The following is a 17,857-nucleotide window of genomic DNA, read 5'->3' on the forward strand; positions in this document are numbered from 1 at the left end:
CGGCCGCCCAACCCGGCGCTGTCCCGCAACTGTGAGGCCCCGTGTGCGAGCACGGGGACGAGCCAGGCCGCCTCGTCGGTTCCGACGAACCCGTCCTCGTGGGAAGGACCGGCCGTCCCCGACCGGGCCGTGCTCTTCCCCGGCTCACCGAAGGAGCACCGCACCGTGCGGATCGCCCACACACTTCCCGTCGCACTCCTGGGCGTCACACTCGCCCTCACCGCCTGTGGCACCTCCGACCCCGAGCCCGACTCCGGCTCCGGGACCGAGCCCGCCGGTGACGGCGCCTTCCCGGTCACCGTGGAGCACGTGCTCGGCGAGCTCACCATCGACGAAGAGCCCGAGCGCATCGTCTCGCTCTCGCCCAGCAACACCGAGATGCTCTTCGCGATCGGCGCGGGAGAGCAGGTCGAGGCGGTCGACGAGTACTCCAACTACCCCGAAGAGGCCCCCACCACGGACCTCAGCGGCTTCACGCCCAGCGTCGAGGCGGTCAGCGAGTACGACCCGGACCTGGTGATCCTCTCCGACAGCGCCATCGACACCGCGGAACAGCTCGACGCCGTGGGCATCCCCACCCTGGTCCTGGGCGGTGCCGCCGACCTCGACGGCGTCTACGACCAGATTCGCCTGCTCGGCGAGGTCACCGGCAACACCGAGGAGGCCGACGCCGAGGCCGAGCGGGTCGAGACCGAGTTCAACGAGGTCGTCGAAGCCACCCTCGCCGAGCTCGGCGACGTCGATCTCACCTTCTACCAGGAGCTCGACGAGACGCTCTTCTCCGCGACCTCCGGCACCTTCGTCGGCCAGATCTACGACGCCTTCGGCCTGGTCAACATCGCCGACCAGGCCGACGACGACGAGAGCGGCGGCTACCCGCAGCTGTCCGCGGAGTTCGTGGTCGAGGAGAACCCCGACCTGATCTTCCTGTCCTACGGGGACGAGGCCGCCGCCGAGGCCGTCGCCGAGCGCCCGGCCTTCGACACCGTCTCCGCGGTCGAGACCGACTCGGTCCACCTCCTCGACGCCGACATCGCCTCCCGCTGGGGACCGCGCGTGGTCGACTTCGCCGAGGCCGTCGGCGAAGCGGTCAGCGAGACCGCCGACCAGTAGCGGTAACGGCAGCAGCGGCAGGGGAACCGGCAGCACGAAGATCGGGGAGAGCAGGGCGTGAAGGGCTTCGGGGTGCCGTTGGGCTGGCTCCTGGGCAGTGCGGTCGCACTGTTCGTGGCCGGGGTCTTCGGTATCTCTGCGGGTGCCGCCTCGATCTCCGCGGCGGACATCCTCCGCCACCTGCTCAGCCTCCTGCCGTTCGGGGCGCAATCACCGCTCACCGAACGGCAGGAGGCGCTCCTCATGGAGCTGCGCCTGCCCCGCGTGGTGATGGGTGCCGTCGTCGGCGCCCTCCTGGCCACCGCGGGCGGCGCCTACCAGGGTGTCTTCCGCAACCCGTTGGCCGACCCCTTCCTCCTCGGTGCGGCCTCCGGGGCCGGGCTGGGCGCCACCATGGTGATGGTCTTCGGCCAGGAGCTGACCGCCGACCCGCGCGCACTGGTTCCCGTCGCCGCCTTCTTCGGCGCCCTCGCCGGGGTGGCCGCCGCCTACATGCTCGGCTCCACCGCCGGGGGAGGGGGAACCGCAGCCCTGGTGCTGGCCGGGGTCGCCGTCTCCTCCTTCCTGTCCGCCGCGCAGACCCTCGTCCAGCAGATGGGCGTGGACCAGCTCCAGCGCATCTACGCCTGGCTGCTGGGCGGACTCGGCCGCGGCGGCTGGGACGACGTCCGCCTCATCGCGCCGTACGCGATCGTGGGGATCGTCGTCCTGCTGCTCAGCGGCTACCTGCTGGACATGCTGGCCCTGGGCGACGACAAGGCCGTCAGCCTCGGACTGAACCCCGGGGTCGTGCGGATGGTCGTCATCGCAGCCGCCTCCCTGGCCACCGCGGCCGCCGTCTCGGTGAGCGGGCTCATCGGCTTCGTCGGCATCGTCGTCCCGCACATCGTGCGCCGCCTCGTGGGCTCCAACTACCGGGCCATCCTGCCGGTCACCGTGCTGATGGGCGGCGCGTTCCTCGTCACGGTGGACATCGTGGCGCGTACCATCGTCGCCCCCGCGGAACTGCCCATCGGGGTGGTCACCGCCTTCCTGGGCGCGCCCTTCTTCGTCCTCATCCTTCGCACGACCCGCCACCGGGGCACCTGAGCCGGGCAGGGTTGTGCCCGGCGCGCCACCGGAGCGTGACGCGAACGCGTCGGACACTCTGGGAGACTGGTACACGCTATGGACATCACCTTGCTCGTAAGCATCATCGTCGTCGTCGCCCTCCTGGCGGTTGGCGGGTTCTTCCTGGTCAGGACCCGAAGCTCGGTCGAGCCGGGCAAGGAGGAGACCAAGCCCGAGGTCACCCAGGAGCCCAAGGCAGCCCCGCCGCAGGAGGACCGAGAACGGGAGGAGGGGGCGGTCAGCACGCCCCCCGCCCACGCGCCCCCCGCGGAGGACACCGCCGCTCCGGCACCCGCCGAGCCCGCCGCCCCCGAGATCGAGACCCCGCCCCCGTCGGCCGGGCGCATGGTCCGCCTGCGCGCCCGCCTGGCCCGTTCGCAGAGTTCCTTCGGGCAGGGCCTGCTCACCCTGCTCTCCGCCAAGACCCTGGACGAGGACACCTGGGAGGAGATCGAGGACACCCTGATCACCGCTGACATCGGTGTCACCTCGGCCACCCAGATCGTCGAGAACCTGCGCACCCGCGTCAAGGTGCTCGGCACCCGCGACACCGAGGAGGTCCGCGGCCTGCTCCGCGACGAGCTCCTCAAACAGCTCGGGACCGACACCGACCGCGTCGTGCGCACCGAACCGCACGGCGACCGCCCGGCCGTCATCATGATCGTGGGTGTCAACGGCACCGGAAAGACCACCACCACCGGCAAGCTCGCCCGCGTCCTGGTCGGTGACGGCCGCAGCGTGGTCCTGGGCGCCGCGGACACCTTCCGCGCCGCCGCCAGCGAACAGCTCCAGACCTGGGGCAGCCGTGTCGGCGCCCCGGTCGTGCGCAAGGACGAGGGCGCCGACCCCGCCAGCGTCGCCTTCGACGCCGTGGCACGCGGCATCGAGGACGGAGCCGACACCGTCATCATCGACACCGCCGGACGCCTGCACACCAAGACCGGCCTGATGGACGAGCTGGGCAAGGTCAAGCGCGTGGTGGAGAAGAAGTCCCAGGTCGACGAGGTCCTCCTCGTCCTGGACGCCACCACCGGCCAGAACGGCCTCCGTCAGGCGCGCGTGTTCGCCGAGGTCGTCAACGTCACCGGCATCGCCCTGACCAAGCTCGACGGCACCGCCAAGGGCGGCATCATCGTCCAGGTCCAACGCGAGCTCGGCGTGCCCGTCAAGCTCGTCGGGCTCGGCGAGGGCCCCGACGACCTCGCGCCCTTCGACCCCGAGGTCTTCGTGGACGCCATCCTCGGCTGACCCCGAACCGCCGACGAAGAACGGCCGGACACCCGCACACGGGTGTCCGGCCGTTCGCTGTCCGGGGCCGCAGGCCCTGGGCCCGGATCGCTGGGCTCGGCCCCACGAGCGGGTTCAGCGGTTTTATCCGGGGGCAACCCCGGTGAAACACCGGGCACCGCATACCTGACACCGCCGTCGTTATCGATGTGAGATCTCACTCCATGTGTTTGGGGGAATCCGTTCCGTTCATGTGAGGTGTGGCTCCTGTGCCGATGCATGAGCATTTGCGCGACCTGCACGGTCTGTTCACGGCCCCTTAACACTTCTGTCTGTCCTTTTACGCCCGCGCAACATGTCGCATCCGGCCGAGAAACACCCCGGTCAGACAGTTGTCGCCGTGGTGATCTGCATCGGGCCCGATGATGCGCTCGCTGACTGCCGCCCTTCCAGACAATCCCCCGTCCGTCCCATGGAGGCGACGAAATGATTGACACCGGCAACACCGCGTGGCTGCTGATGAGCGCCGCGCTGGTGATGCTCATGACCCCGGGCCTGGCCTTCTTCTACGGAGGTATGTCGCGGGCGAAGAGCGTCCTCAACATGATGCTCATGAGCTTCAGCAGCATTGCGATCGTCAGCGTTCTCTGGGTCCTGGTCGGCCACTCACTGACCTACGCACCCGGTCAGGGCGCGCTCGACATGTTCATCGGCGGTTTCGACTACGTCGGCCTGAGCAGCATCCTGACCGAGGTCGAGCCGATCGACGGTACCGACGGGGGCTTCCCGCTGCTCGTCGACGCCGGCTTCCAGCTCATGTTCGCGGTCATCACCGTGGCCCTGATCAGCGGTGCCATCGCCGACCGCGCCAAGTTCGGCGCCTGGCTGCTGTTCGCCCCGGTCTGGGCGCTCCTGGTCTACTTCCCCGTCGCTCACTGGGTCTGGGGCGGCGGCTGGATCGCCAGCATGCACGAGTGGACCGGCCTGCCCGAGGTCATCGACTTCGCCGGCGGTACCGCCGTCCACATCAACGCCGGCATCGCGGCCCTGGCCCTGGTTCTCGTCCTCGGCCGCCGCAAGGGCTTCGGCTCGGAGTCGATGCGTCCCCACAACCTGCCCTTCGTCCTGCTGGGCACCGCGCTCCTGTGGTTCGGCTGGTTCGGGTTCAACGCCGGATCCGCCTATGGTGCCAACGAGCAGGCCGCCCTGGCCCTGGTCAACACCCAGGTCGCCACCGCCGCCGCCACCGCCGCCTGGATGCTCGTCGAGCGCTTCCGCTACGGCAAGATCAGCGCCCTGGGCTTCGCCTCCGGCGCCATCGCGGGACTGGTCGCCATCACCCCGGCGGCCGCCAACGTCACCCCGGTCGGCGCGATCATCGTCGGTGCCCTGTCCGGTGCGGTCTGTGCCTACGCGATCAGCTGGAAGTTCAAGTTCAAGTACGACGACGCCCTCGACGTCGTGGGCATCCACATGGTCGGCGGCATCATCGGCTGCCTCGCGCTCGGCTTCCTCGCCGCATCGGCGGTGCCCGGCGGCGGCGACAACGGCCTGTTCTACGGCGGCGGCATCGGCCTGCTCGCCGCCCAGGCCATCTCGGTCGTCGGCGTGATGGTCTACACCTTCATCGTCACCTTCATCATCGCCAAGGTCATCGACCTGCTCATCGGCTTCCGGATCGCCGAGGAGGTCGAGACCAACGGGCTCGACCACGAGCTGCACGCGGAGTCGGCCTACGCCTTCGACGAGCTCGACGAGCTGGAGGAAGAAGCGGTCTCCTCGTCGACGCCTCCGGGCGGGGAGACGGCCTCACCGCAGGTCAAGTCCTAGGACCTCAATGGCGAGGCCGCGGGCCTTGCACCGCTGACGCGGTGAGGTGATCCAGGGGCCGACGGGGAATCCCCCCGTCGGCCCCGTTCGCGTTCTCCCTGCTCCTTCCTGCTGCCCCGGTTCCGAACCGATGGAATCGGCGCATATGTACGTGTTCATGGAGTGGTGTTGGCCGTGAGCCGTGCCCGCGTTCGATACTCTTTCGAAGCGGTGCGGCAGCCGGCCCGGTGCTACGGGGAACGGCGAAGAGCGTCGGGGGAGGGCTGGAGACAGGCCCATCGGACGCAACCGGCAGGCCCGCAGCCGCATCTCACGTCATGGAGAGGTCAGGCGGTGACGGCACCGTTCGGGACCCTCCCGATGACCCAATCTTCACGCGCATTCGGATCAGCACCCCACAGGTTCGGGGTCAGGAGGCAAGATGGCGCCGGTTACTCGCAACAGGGGCCCCAAGGGCGCAGGACTCGCCCTCGTCGCGGTGGGCACGATCGCCGCGCTGGGACTGGCCGGCTGCGGCTTCGGCGGCGATGACGACGAACCGCGGCCCACCGAGGAGGCCGCCGAGCCGGTCGACGCCGCGCCCCTGCTGGAGGAGGCCCTCGCCGACCTGGCCGACTACCCCGCGCTCACCGCGGACGGGCAGGTCGCCACCAGCGTCGGCGGGGAGATCCAGGAGACCACCCTGACCGTCGCCGACGGGGGCGCGTCCAGCGGAACCGTCCGCGCCAACGGTGTCGAGGCGGAGATGATCGCCGCGGACGACAAGATCTTCCTGCGCGCCGACGAGGAGTTCTGGCTCGACAAGGGGGTCTTCGGCCCCGACAGCGACCAGTTCGGCGGCACCTGGGTGCGCTCCAGCACCGGCCAGGCCGGTATCAACCCCCAGAACACGCTCGCCCCGCCCGCGCTCGCGGCGATCCTGGAGGAGATCGGGCTGGAGGGCGACGAAGCGGTCGAGGAGAACCTCGACGACACCCGCGCCTACAAGATCGACCTCAACGGCGAGCGCAACCAGCTGTGGGTCGACGCCGAGACCAACCAGATCCTGCGCATCGAGATCGAGGAGCTGATCCCCGAGGGCGGTGAGTCCGGCCCCCAGGTCCGACTGGACCTGGCCCAGGCCGACGAGGCCGCCGCCGAGCAGCTGTACACCAGCCTGACCACCACCACCGAGGAGGAGCTCACCGGCTCCCGAGACGCTCGGATCGAGGTCAGCTGGGACGGACAGCCCGCGATGGAGTGCGACGACGGCCCGCACTGCACCTGGTCCGGCACCGTGCGCGACGCCGGTGCCTCCGGCAGCGGAACGGTCCTGGTTCGCATGGACGTCACCTTCAGCCAGGAGGAGATCGGCGAGGAGGAGTGCTCCGACAACGGGTCGCTCGAGGCGGGCGGCACCCTTGCTTTGTCCTGTGACGCCAACTACAACATCGTCACCTCCGAGCCGCAAACCTACGAGGACATCCAGGGCGAGGCCCGGCTGTCCACCCGCGGGCTGAGCGCCGACCAGCAGGAGGAGATGCTCGCCGCCCTCGCCGAGCAGCGCGAGGCCACCCTCGCGGGCGACACCGGGGACGCCGAGGACGCTGAGGGGGCCCAGGACGGCGAGGGCACCGACGGCGGAGAGGGTGCCGATGGCACCGAAGAGGGCACCGAGGAGACCGAGGGCGAGTAGTTCTCGGTCGCTGAACGACTGACGAAGCCGGGGCGGGGGCCTGCTCCCCGCCCCTTCCTCTGCCACCTCCCGAGCCCTCTCTCGGGCCCCAGGCCCGGATATCGTTCCGGGTGACGGGTGGGAGGTAGGCTAAGGAGTCAATTCCGACGACGAAGGACTGGCCAAACTCGTGTTCGAGACGCTTTCCGACCGGCTCACATCGGTCTTCTCCTCGCTGCGCGGCAAGGGGCGGCTGTCCGAGGAGGACATCAACGCGACCGCGCGGGAGATCCGTCTCGCGCTGCTCGAGGCGGACGTCGCGCTGCCGGTGGTCCGTGAGTTCATCTCGCGGATCAAGGAGCGCGCCCGCGGCGAAGAGGTCTCCAAGGCCCTCAACCCGGCGCAGCAGGTCATCAAGATCGTCAACGAGGAACTGGTTCAGATCCTCGGTGGCGAGACCCGGCAGATCCGCTTCGGCAAGACCCCGCCCACCGTGATCATGCTCGCGGGTCTGCAGGGCGCTGGTAAGACCACCCTGGCTGGCAAGCTCGCCAAGTGGCTCTCCGACGACCGCAACACCCCGCTGCTGGTCGCCGCCGACCTCCAGCGCCCCAACGCCGTCACGCAGCTCCAGGTGGTCGGTGAGCGCGCGGGCACGCCCGTGTTCGCCCCCGAGCCCGGCAACGGCGTGGGCGACCCCGTCGAGGTCGCCCGCGAGTCCATCGAGCACGCGCGGCGCAACAACCACAACGTCGTCATCATCGACACCGCGGGCCGCCTCGGTGTGGACACCGAGATGATGCGGCAGGCCGCGGACATCCGCGACGCGGTCAACCCCGACGAGATCCTCTTCGTCGTCGACGCCATGATCGGTCAGGACGCGGTCAACACCGCCCAGGCCTTCCTGGACGGTGTCGGCTACGACGCGGTCGCGCTCACCAAGCTCGACGGTGACGCCCGCGGTGGTGCTGCCCTGTCCATCCGGCACCTCACCGGCCGCCCGATCATGTTCGCCTCCACCGGCGAGAAGCTCGAGGACTTCGACCTCTTCCACCCGGACCGGATGGCCTCGCGCATCCTGGACATGGGTGACGTCCTCACCCTCATCGAACAGGCCCAGCGCACGTTCGACGAGGCCGAGGTCGAGAAGATGGCCTCGACCATGGCCTCGGACGACGACTTCACACTGGACGACTTCCTCCAGCAGATGGCGATGGTCCGCAAGCTCGGCCCGATCGGCAACCTGCTCGGCATGATGCCCGGCATGGGTCAGATGCGCGAGCAGATCGACGGCATCGACGACAAGGACCTGGACCGCATCCAGGCGATCATCCAGTCGATGACCCCGGGCGAGCGCGCCAACCCGAAGATGATCAACGGTTCCCGTCGTCTTCGCATCGCCAACGGTTCCGGTACCCAGGTCAGCGACGTCAACGGCCTGGTCACCCGTTTCTTCGAGGCGCAGAAGATGATGCGCAAGATGAAGAACGGCGGCGGCATCCCGGGGATGCCCGGGATGCCGGGCATGGGCGGTGCCAACAAGAAGAAGGCCAAGGCCCAGGCCAAGAAGGCCAAGAAGGGCAAGCAGCGCAGCGGCAACCCGATGAAGGCCCGTCAGCAGGAGGCCGAGCGCGAGGCCGAGCGCAAGCGGCGCCAGGAGGAGGGGCCGCAGGAGATGCCGCAGCTGCCCCCGGGCCTTGGCGGTGGCGGCGGTGGCCAGCCCAACCTCCCGCCCGGCTTCGGCGGCCCGAACATGCCGGACCTGTCGAACTTCAAGCTGCCGAAGAAGTAGCGCGAAGCAGCCCGTCCCAAACTGCCGAGGTGGCAGTGGTGGCGGTGTGGTGAGAGTGAGACCGACCACGGCCCGTACCGGGACTTCCCGGGCGGGCCGTGTCTGTTCTCTGATAAAGCCGGGCGGGTAGTGGTGTCCTGTCCAAGGAACACGTCCGCGTCTGGCACAATGAGTAGTCGACTAACGGTGGACGGGCCGGCCCTCTAACTAGCCCGCCACCCACGTCCTGCCTCGACGGGTTCCACAACCCCACGTGGGCCGCCTGTCAGGCGCCTAACACCGTTAATCGGGAGAAGACCACTCCAGTGGCTGTCAAACTGAAGCTCAAGCGTATGGGCAAGATCCGTACGCCCCAGTACCGTGTCATCGTCGCCGACGCCCGCAACAAGCGTGACGGCAAGGCGATCGAGGAGATCGGCAAGTACCACCCCAAGGAGCACCCGAGTCTCATCGAGATCGACTCCGAGCGGGCCCAGTACTGGCTGTCCGTGGGCGCCCAGCCGTCCGACGCGGTGAAGGTCCTCCTGCGCAAGACCGGTGACTGGCAGAAGTTCAAGGGCCTTGCCGCCCCGGCTCCGCTCCAGGTCGCCGAGGCCAAGGACCCCGAGGCCCAGGAAGCCGCCTTCCAGGCCGCGCTGAAGGAGCTCGTGCTCCCCGGCCAGGAGAAAAAGGCCAAGAAGGCCGAGAAGAAGGCCGACAAGGCGGAGAAGGCGGCTGACAAGCCCGCCGACAAGCCCGCCGAGGCCGCTGAGGCTGAGAAGAAGTCCGAGGGCGAGGCCTAATCGTGCTGGAAGAGGCGCTTGAGCACCTCGTGAAGGGGATCGTTGCGAACTCCGACGACGTCCAGGTGAGAGCCAAACGGCTCCGCAAGGGCAAGGTTCTGGAGGTCCGGGTCCACCCAGACGACCTTGGCAAGGTCATCGGCCGCAACGGCCGGACCGCCAAGGCACTGCGGACCGTCGTCGGCTCTCTCGCCGGCGGCCGTTACGTCCGTGTGGACCTGTTGGACCTGAACGAAGTGCGCTGACGCGCCTCTTGGGGCGCCGACCGCTGACGGTCGGCGCCCCGCACTCGTGCCCGGGGACCGTGCGAACGGCCCCGGGCACGGCCTTCCCAGGGGGAGGCATCCCTTCTTCCGGAGCGGGGACCGACACCCGGAAGAACCCGGAAGAACTCAGAGACGATCGAAGGAAAGCACTCATGCGACTCGTGGTGGGCCGGATCGGCCGCGCGCACGGTATCCGCGGCGAGGTCGCCGTCGAGGTGCGCACCGACGACCCCGACGCCCGGTTCACCGTCGGCGCCGAGCTCCAGACGGACCCGGCGAACGTCGGTCCGTTGAAGCTCGCCGCGATCCGCCGGCACAGCGGCAAACTGCTCATCCGCTTCGAGGGCACGGCCGACCGCGACGCCGCCGAGACGCTCCGGGGCACCCTCCTGCTGGTGGACTCCGCGGACATCGCCCCGCTGGACGACCCCGACGAGTTCCACGACCACGAGCTGATCGGCCTGACCGCCGTCACCACCGGGGGCGAGACGGTGGGCAGTGTCGACGACGTCCTCCACCACGCCCAGGACGTGCTGGTCATCACCGCCGAGGCCGGCGGACACGAGGTCCTGGTGCCGTTCGTCGCCGCCCTGGTTCCCGAGGTCGACGTCGCCGGCGGCCGCATCGTGCTCGACCCGCCGCCCGGCCTGCTCGACCTCCAGAACACCGACTGAACGAGTACGCAGTGCGCATCGACATCATCAGCATCTTCCCCGACTACTTCGCTCCGCTGGAGCTGTCGCTGATCGGTAAGGCGCGCGAGGCGGGCCTGCTCGACGTGCGCGTCCACGACCTGCGCGGATGGACCCACGACCGGCACAACACCGTGGACGACACCCCCTACGGCGGCGGTCCCGGCATGGTGATGAAGCCCGAGCCGTGGGGCGAGGCCCTCGACGAGGTCGTGGCGGAGCGGCCCGCGCGGCTCATCCTGCCGACCCCGAGCGGGCGCCCCTTCACCCAGGCCGACGCCGAACGGCTCGCCGGGGAGGAGCACCTGGTCTTCGGCTGCGGGCGCTACGAAGGCATCGACTCCAGGGTGGCTGTCGACGCCGCCCGGCGCATGCCGGTCGAGGAGATCAGCATCGGTGACTACGTCCTCAACGGGGGCGAGTCCGCGACACTGGTGATGGTGGAGGCGATCACCCGGCTGCTGCCCGGTGTGCTCGGCAACCGGGAGTCGCACGTCCAGGACTCCTTCGCCTCCGGGGGGATGGAGCACCTGGTGGAGGGGCCGGTGTACACCAAGCCCGGCACCTGGCGCGACCAGGAGGTCCCGCCGATCCTGCTCTCCGGGAACCACGGTGCGGTCGACCGCTGGCGCCGGGACCAGGCGCTGCGCAAGACCGCGCGCAACCGCCCCGACCTGATCGAGGCCACCCCGGCGGAGGCTTTCGACAAGCGCGACCGCGAGGTCCTCGCCGAGGTGGCGGAGGCCGAGGCGGCCAGGACCGCTGGGGCTGCTGAGGTAGTCCAGACGGCGGAGTCGGCCGGTGCCGACTAGCGCGTCCGGGCAGTGACGAACAGCCGGTTCGGGTCGGCCGGGATCATATGGCAAACTAGGTGAGTTCCCCCCTGGTGGCCCCAAGGCATCCGCATGCCGGCGGCACGACGTCGGCCTCTGTGTTGGTCACCGGGTGGTTCGACTGTTCAGACCCAACAGGGCCTCGCCCGCGCACCCCCTCCCCGGAACAGCCGGGGGGCAGGACGCGGCGCGCTATTGATGAGGATTCGCGAGATGCACACCGCCATTCAGGAGCTTGAGAAGGCTCAGCTTCGCACCGACGTTCCGGACTTCCGCCCGGGCGACACCCTCAACGTTCACGTCCGCGTGACCGAGGGCACCCGCACCCGTGTCCAGGTCTTCAAGGGCGTTGTCATCCGCCGCCAGGGCTCGGGCAACCGCGAGACCTTCACCGTTCGCAAGGTGAGCTACGGCGTGGGCGTGGAGCGTACGTTCCCCATCCACACCCCGGCCATCGAGAAGTACGAGGTCGCCGCCCGCGGTCGCGTGCGTCGCGCCAAGCTGTACTACCTGCGCGACCTGCGCGGCAAGGCCGCCCGCATCCGCGAGCGCCGCGAGCCCATCAACAAGTAGGTCTTGCCTGATCCGGCCGGAACCGCGCCGCTCCCTCGGGTGGCGGTATAGGCTTCGGCCGATGAGCAAAGACGAGAAGGACCTCGGCGCGGACGGGGTCCAGGACGAGGATTCCGCCCGGCCCGGCCCGGAGGAGCACAGCTCCGCCACTGGCTCCCAGACGCATCAGCGCCTGGGAGCCAGTGGTGTATCCGACGCGGCTGGTCAGGAGCCGGAGGAAGGGGCGGGCGCCGACATGAGCAAATCCCAGAGCAGTGCCAAGAAGGGGTCGTTCTGGAAGGAACTCCCCATCCTGATCGTGATCGCCCTGGTGCTGGCGTTCGTGATCAGGACCTGGGTGATGCAGGCGTTCTACATCCCCTCGTCGTCGATGGAGAACACCCTTCTGGTGGGTGACCGCGTCCTGGTGAACAAGGTGGTCTACCAGATCCGTGACATCGAGAGAGGCGAGGTCATCGTCTTCAACGGCGACGGGTCGTGGGACGACCCGACCGTCGTGCAGCCCCCGGAGTCGAGCAACCCGATCAGCCGCGGGTTCACCTGGGTGCAGCAGCAGCTGGGGGCGGCTCCCACGGGCAAGGAGTACATCAAGCGGGTCATCGCCCTGCCGGGTGACACCGTGGAGTGCTGTGACGACCAGAACCGTGTGCTGGTCAACGGGGTGCCGCTGGAGGAGGACGCCTACCTCTTCCCGGACAGCGTCGCGAGCCACAGCGAGTTCGGTCCCATCGAGGTGCCGGAGGGGCACCTGTGGCTGATGGGCGACCACCGGGCCATCTCCTACGACTCCCGGGCCAACCAGAACAACCCCGGCGGCGGTGCCGTGCCGATCGACCACGTCGTGGGCCGGGCCTTCGTCATCATCTGGCCGTTCAGCCAGGCCGGGTCGCTGAGCGTCCCGCCGTCCTTCGACGAGCTGAACGCCGCCGACGACTGACTTTACTCTCGATCATCGTCGCAGGTCACGACGTTTTCTCCGGCGTGGGTGATTGATCCGTCCAAGGAAATCCGCTCGACGGGGCACAAAAGTGCGTTCCGTGACGCATGATGGATCTCGGATCGTATCGGCGTTCTTCGAACACCTGGCCCGGGTCCGTCGGCGGGAACAAGCCGGGCGGCCGCGGTGTCCACGTGAGGGGAACCGGCACACCATGACCGGAGAGTGCTGACGAAAGCGAGCGCGCACATGAGTTCTGAGGACCTGGAGAAGTACGAGGCCGAGATGGAGCTCCAGCTCTATCGCGAGTACCGCGACGTCGTCGGCCTGTTCGGCTACGTGGTGGAGACCGAACGGCGTTTCTACCTCACCAACCACGTGGACCTTCAGCCCCGCTCGACCGAGAACGGGGAGATGTACTTCGAGGTCGTGATGGAGGACGCGTGGGTCTGGGACATGTACCGTCCCGCCCGGTTCGTGCGCAACGTGCGCGTGGTGACGTTCAAGGACGTGAACGTCGAGGAAATCACCAAGTCCGACCTCGAGATGCCCCCTACCGATGGTGGACGCCCCAGTGAGTAGAGGTTCCGCCGAGTAGGGCTGGGGCCTGGGAACGACCCCTTGCCGTTCCCGGTTGTCGAGTCGCTCCGCGGCGGAAGTTATCCACAGAAAAAACTGACCCCTGGTGCGCCACGGGCCGATCACCGACCGTTGTCATCGGGAGGTGGTCGCCGGTGGATCGGTGGGCCGAGTACCGAAGGAAGACGGGACGCCGCGGCGAGGAGCTCGCCGCGGCGTACCTGGAACGCGCCGGTATGCGGGTGGTGTCCCGTAACTGGCGCGCCCCGGGCGGGGCCGGGGAGATCGACATCGTGGCCAGGGACGGGCCGGTCCTGGTCGTCGCCGAGGTCAAGACCCGCACCTCGCTGCGGCACGGCCATCCCGTGGAGGCCATCACCGCGGACAAGCGGCGCCGCCTGCGCGCACTGGCCCGGTCCTGGGCCGAACAGTACCGCTGCCCGCTGTTCCCGCTGCGGATCGACGGGGTCTGTGTGCTGGTCGTCGGCGGCCGGGTGTTCGTCTCCCACGAGCGGGGGATGACCTGATGTCCCTCTCCCGCACCTACTGCGTCAGCCTGCTGGGCGTGCAGGGGCACATCGTCGAGGTGGAGGTCCACCTGGGCGGCGGCGACCCCGGAGTCACCCTGGTGGGTCTGCCCGACGCCGCCCTGCGCGAGGCCCGCGACCGGATCCGCGCGGCCGTGGCCAACAGCTCCGAGAGCTGGCCCAGCGGGCAGATCACCATCAGCCTCTCCCCGGCCAGCCTGCCCAAGTCCGGCAGCCTCTTCGACCTGGCCATCGCGGGCGCCGTCCTGTCCGCGGCCGGTGAGGTGCCCGCGGACCGGCTCTCCGACGCCGTGCTCCTGGCCGAACTCGGCCTGGACGGCCGGGCCCGCCCCGTGCGCGGGGTACTCCCCGCCATGGCCTCCGCCGCCGACCAGGGGTTCAAACGATTCGTGGTGGCCACCGGCAACGCGGCCGAGGCCCGCCTGGTCCCCGAGGTGGAGGTCACCGCGGTGGCCGACCTCGCGCAGCTCTGCGACTGGCTGCGCGGGGGAGACGAACCGGAGAACCCCGCGGAACCGGGACCGGCCCGGGAGGAGACGGGGGACAGGGGCCCGGACCTGGCCGACGTGCTGGGTCAGCCGGTGGCCCGGCGGGCGGTGGAGATCGCCGCGGCGGGCGGCCACAACCTGATGATGTTGGGCCCTCCCGGAACAGGGAAGAGTTTGCTCGCGGAGCGCCTGCCCACGGTCCTGCCCGCCCTGTCCTCGGCCGAGGCGCTGGAGACCACGGCGATCCACTCGGTGGCCGGGCTGCTGCCGCCGGGCGCCCCGCTGGTCACCGTGCCGCCCTTCGCCGCACCGCACCACACCTCCAGCCGGGCCTCGATCATCGGGGGCGGTCACGGGAACCCGCGGCCGGGCTGGGTGTCCAAGGCCCACCACGGAATCCTGTTCGTCGACGAGGCGCCGCAGTTCGGCCGCGGGGTGCTGGACTCGCTGCGCGAACCGTTGGAGCGCGGCGAGGTGGTGATCGCCCGCGCCTCCTCCACGGTTGCCTTCCCCGCCCGCTTCCAACTGGTGATGGCGGCCAACCCCTGCCCCTGCGCCAAACCGGGCAACCTCTGTAGCTGCCCGGCGGGTGATCGGCGCCGCTACCTGTCCCGGCTGTCCGGTCCGCTGCTGGACCGGGTCGACCTCAAGGTGGACCTTCAGCCGGTGGCCCGCGCCGAGCTGCTCGCCGACCGGGCCTTCGCGGAGTCCTCCGAAACCGTGGCGGCCCGGGTGACGCAGGCCCGCAGCCGGGCCCGGGAGCGGCTGGAGCACACCCCGTGGAGTACCAACGCGGCCATCCCCGGGGCCCGCCTGCGCCGGGACTTCCCGGTGGAGCAGTCGGCCCTGCGCGTGCTGGGCCGGGCGATGGACCGGGGCCAGATCAGCGCCCGGGGTGTCGACCGTGCCCTCCGGGTCGCCTGGACCCTGGCCGATCTCGCGGGCCGTGACCGCCCGGGCGAGGAGGAGACCGCCTACGCCTACGCCCTGTGGTCCGGAAGGGCCTGGTGACGCCGGTGGACGCCGTACCCACGGAGTTGTGGCGCCCCGGCCCGGAGCTCGTGATCCTCGTGTTCACGTTGGCGACGTTCGACCTGGTCCTCGTCCTGGCCGTGGCCTGTCTGGTCATGACCGCGCGGGCCCGGGACGACGACGAGGACCCCCGAAGACCCGGGGCCGGACATGGACGCGGGTGCGTGCGGGGAAGTCGGTGGGGCCGGAGTGCTGGGAGGTCGTGTGGGGGACGAGGACGAGGTGCGGGCGCGGGTGTGTCTGACGGCGGTGGGGCCGCCGAGCGACCCTTGGCTGGGGACGATGGTGGCCGAGCACGGGGCCGGGGCGGTGTGGTCGGCCCTGGTCTCCGGGGGACCGCCGCCCGGGGCTCCGCCGTTCGGGGGCGAGTTGCCCGGCAACCTGTTGCTGCGGTGGCAGCGCTGGTCGGCGCGGTCCCGGAAGGCGGATCCGGACCGGTTGCTCGACGCCTCGGCCGAGGCCGGGGTGCGGTTCGTCGCCCCAGGCGACCCGGAGTGGCCCGGGCGGCTCGACGAGCTTCCGGGCGGCCGGCTCTGCTACGGGCTCTGGGTCCGGGGCCGGGGCGACCTGCGCAACCTGTGCCTGCGGGCGGTGTCGGTGGTGGGAGCGCGGGCCGCCACCTCCTACGGGTTGCACGTGGCCTCGGAGCTCTCCTACGACCTGGCCGGGCGCTCCTTCACGATCGTCTCCGGTGGGGCCCTGGGGATCGACGGGGCCGCGCACCGGGCCGCGAACACGGTGGGCGCAACCGTGGTGGTGCTCGCCTGCGGGCTGGACGTGGACTACCCGAGCGCGCACTCGGCCCTGTTCGCCGACGTGGCGGGCAAGGGGGTGCTGGTCAGCGAGTGGCCGGTGGGCCGCACCCCGCGCGGCCCGGACTTCCTGGTCCGCAACCGGCTCATCGCCGCGCTCACCCCCGGCACGGTGGTGGTGGAGGCGGGCAGGCGCAGCGGGGCCCTGAACACCGCCGCCCACGCCGTCGAACTGCACCGGGCGCTGATGGCCGTGCCCGGCCCGGTGACCTCCGCGATGTCGGTGGGCTGCCACCGCCTGTTCCGCGAGGGCAAGGCCGTCTGCGTCACCCGGGCGGACGAGGTGGTGGAGCAGATCGTCCCGTTGGGCGAGGCCGAACCGGAGGAGCCGGGGCCGCTGCTGGTCCCGGCCGCGTTGGATCAGGGGACCGCGGAGGTCCTGGCCGCGGTCACCCGCAAGGGCCTGGGCCCCGCCACGGTGGCCAGGAAGTGCGGTCAGGACCTGCCGGACGCCATGCGGTCCCTGGGTCTGCTGGCCGCGGCGGGCCTGGTGGAACGCTGCGAGGCCGGCTGGCGCCTCCCGGCGAGGAGTCCGCGGATGCCTCCGGTCTGATCCGACGGCGGCGCCACGCCCCCACGGGACGCCGGCGTACGGGCGAGGAGGCGAGCGGTGATGGGCCCGGAGCGTGCTGGGGCAGCATGCGCCGTGGCCGACGTCAGCCCGGATAAAGCGTGCGGTAGGCGTGCTGTAAATGCGATCAGGGACAGTGGGGAGCGTCGATCACTCGACATCTGGTCAATGCTTCGAAGAAGAAAGGAGGAAAGTTATGTCCATTGACGCCAATGGTCTCTCCAGTAGCCTCGGCGACCTCCCGGTTGAGGAATTCAGCGCGAGCAGTGAGGGTGTCGTCGGCTTCGGTGCCAACCAGCCCGGTGGTATCGAGTCGCTCGGTTCCACGCTGGCCATGATGGAGATCGGCGCTTCGGGCAGCGGTGAGTGCTGCAGCTGCTGTAGCTGCTGCCCGTGCTGCTGCTGCAGTTGATAGGTCAGGCTGGGCGTTTGCTTGGCGGCCGCAGCGGTGAGCGGCTCGGTCTGACGGAGTGAGGGCTGGCGGGCCGGTCGGGGCAGCTTCTCCGATCGGCCCGCTGGTCCCGTGTTCGGGACCGGAGCCGCTGCGGACCAGGTGTGCCGGGCGCGCCTTCAAACACGCGGATCCATTATCCGGATGCTTTCCGTGCGGCCCGAACGAAGGTGCAAACCCGGTGTAGGCGCGCTGTAAGTAGGTGCGGGGATCATGGTTGTACGCCGACACTTTTCGGTTTCGGCGGTTCATTCAAGGAAAGGGAACGGTTTCCATGTCGATCAAGGCTGACCAGCTTTCCGCTGGCCTCGGTGACCTTCCGGTCGAGGAGTTCAGCACCAGCAGCGAGGGCGTCCTCGGCTTCGGTACCGACTCCCCGGGCGGTATCGAGTCGCTCGGTTCCACGCTGGCCATGATGGAGATCGGCGCCTCCGGTAGCGGCGGCGGTTGCTGCAGCTGCTGCAGCTGCTGCCCGTGCTGCTGCTGCAGCTGACCCGGTGGGGCGGTCCCGGTGCGCTTCCCAGCGCCGGGGCCGTCCCCTCGCAACGGTGAGAGAGAAGAGAAGGG

18 protein-coding genes are annotated in these 17,857 nt (G+C 69.9%); all 18 read left to right on the forward strand.

From position 1 onward, the window contains the following. Positions 1-165: 165 nt before the first annotated feature. On the forward strand, positions 166-1,113 hold the full coding sequence (locus tag NE857_RS07225) for an ABC transporter substrate-binding protein (RefSeq protein WP_254420292.1): 948 nt from the start codon (positions 166-168) through the stop codon (positions 1,111-1,113). A 57-nt stretch (positions 1,114-1,170) separates the two neighbouring features. Beyond that, complete coding sequence (locus NE857_RS07230) at positions 1,171-2,202, forward strand: FecCD family ABC transporter permease (RefSeq protein ID WP_254420293.1); 1,032 nt, start codon at positions 1,171-1,173, stop codon at positions 2,200-2,202. Positions 2,203-2,280: 78 nt separating this feature from the next. Further along, positions 2,281-3,471: a signal recognition particle-docking protein FtsY gene (ftsY, locus tag NE857_RS07235; RefSeq protein ID WP_254420294.1), complete on the forward strand. Its 1,191-nt coding sequence runs from the start codon at positions 2,281-2,283 to the stop codon at positions 3,469-3,471. A 465-nt stretch (positions 3,472-3,936) separates the two neighbouring features. After that, a complete protein-coding gene (locus NE857_RS07240; RefSeq protein ID WP_017580730.1) occupies positions 3,937-5,280 on the forward strand; it encodes an ammonium transporter in 1,344 nt (447 codons plus the stop codon). Positions 5,281-5,701: 421 nt separating this feature from the next. Further along, the gene (locus NE857_RS07245; protein WP_254420295.1) at positions 5,702-6,955 is read left to right on the forward strand and encodes a hypothetical protein; all 1,254 of its coding nucleotides are present in this window, start codon (positions 5,702-5,704) and stop codon (positions 6,953-6,955) included. Positions 6,956-7,124: 169 nt separating this feature from the next. Further along, positions 7,125-8,726 (forward strand): signal recognition particle protein, encoded by a 1,602-nt coding sequence (gene ffh / locus NE857_RS07250; RefSeq protein ID WP_254420296.1) that lies wholly within the window; start codon positions 7,125-7,127, stop codon positions 8,724-8,726. Between the two features lie 305 nt (positions 8,727-9,031). Then, positions 9,032-9,508 (forward strand): 30S ribosomal protein S16, encoded by a 477-nt coding sequence (gene rpsP / locus NE857_RS07255; RefSeq protein ID WP_017580733.1) that lies wholly within the window; start codon positions 9,032-9,034, stop codon positions 9,506-9,508. 2 nt (positions 9,509-9,510) lie between these two features. Beyond that, positions 9,511-9,753 (forward strand): RNA-binding protein, encoded by a 243-nt coding sequence (locus NE857_RS07260; RefSeq protein ID WP_017580734.1) that lies wholly within the window; start codon positions 9,511-9,513, stop codon positions 9,751-9,753. A 173-nt stretch (positions 9,754-9,926) separates the two neighbouring features. Then, positions 9,927-10,448: a ribosome maturation factor RimM gene (rimM, locus tag NE857_RS07265; RefSeq protein WP_017580735.1), complete on the forward strand. Its 522-nt coding sequence runs from the start codon at positions 9,927-9,929 to the stop codon at positions 10,446-10,448. A gap of 11 nt (positions 10,449-10,459) precedes the next feature. Next, entirely contained in the window at positions 10,460-11,278 is an 819-nt protein-coding gene (gene trmD / locus NE857_RS07270; protein WP_254420297.1) for a tRNA (guanosine(37)-N1)-methyltransferase TrmD, read from the forward strand. 234 nt (positions 11,279-11,512) lie between these two features. Next, positions 11,513-11,872, forward strand: coding sequence for a 50S ribosomal protein L19 (gene rplS / locus NE857_RS07275; RefSeq protein WP_017580737.1), 360 nt, complete (start codon positions 11,513-11,515; stop codon positions 11,870-11,872). 61 nt (positions 11,873-11,933) lie between these two features. After that, the gene (gene lepB / locus NE857_RS07280; protein WP_254420298.1) at positions 11,934-12,809 is read left to right on the forward strand and encodes a signal peptidase I; all 876 of its coding nucleotides are present in this window, start codon (positions 11,934-11,936) and stop codon (positions 12,807-12,809) included. A 249-nt stretch (positions 12,810-13,058) separates the two neighbouring features. Further along, positions 13,059-13,391: a DUF2469 domain-containing protein gene (locus NE857_RS07285; RefSeq protein WP_017580739.1), complete on the forward strand. Its 333-nt coding sequence runs from the start codon at positions 13,059-13,061 to the stop codon at positions 13,389-13,391. A gap of 152 nt (positions 13,392-13,543) precedes the next feature. Further along, positions 13,544-13,915, forward strand: coding sequence for a YraN family protein (locus tag NE857_RS07290; protein ID WP_254420299.1), 372 nt, complete (start codon positions 13,544-13,546; stop codon positions 13,913-13,915). Continuing rightward, positions 13,915-15,435, forward strand: a complete 1,521-nt coding sequence (locus tag NE857_RS07295; protein WP_254420300.1) for a YifB family Mg chelatase-like AAA ATPase — start codon at positions 13,915-13,917, stop codon at positions 15,433-15,435. Before NE857_RS07290 ends, NE857_RS07295 begins: the two co-directional genes overlap by 1 nt. A 171-nt stretch (positions 15,436-15,606) precedes the next feature. Beyond that, positions 15,607-16,821, forward strand: coding sequence for a DNA-processing protein DprA (locus NE857_RS07300; RefSeq protein WP_425571994.1), 1,215 nt, complete (start codon positions 15,607-15,609; stop codon positions 16,819-16,821). A 214-nt stretch (positions 16,822-17,035) separates the two neighbouring features. Beyond that, the gene (locus NE857_RS07305) at positions 17,036-17,251 is read left to right on the forward strand and encodes a hypothetical protein (protein WP_254420302.1); all 216 of its coding nucleotides are present in this window, start codon (positions 17,036-17,038) and stop codon (positions 17,249-17,251) included. A 313-nt stretch (positions 17,252-17,564) separates the two neighbouring features. Beyond that, the gene (locus NE857_RS07310) at positions 17,565-17,783 is read left to right on the forward strand and encodes a hypothetical protein (protein ID WP_254420303.1); all 219 of its coding nucleotides are present in this window, start codon (positions 17,565-17,567) and stop codon (positions 17,781-17,783) included. The last annotated feature ends 74 nt before the right edge of the window (positions 17,784-17,857 follow it).

This window comes from Nocardiopsis exhalans, assembly GCF_024134545.1.
Classification (GTDB): Bacteria; Actinomycetota; Actinomycetes; order Streptosporangiales; family Streptosporangiaceae; genus Nocardiopsis; species Nocardiopsis exhalans.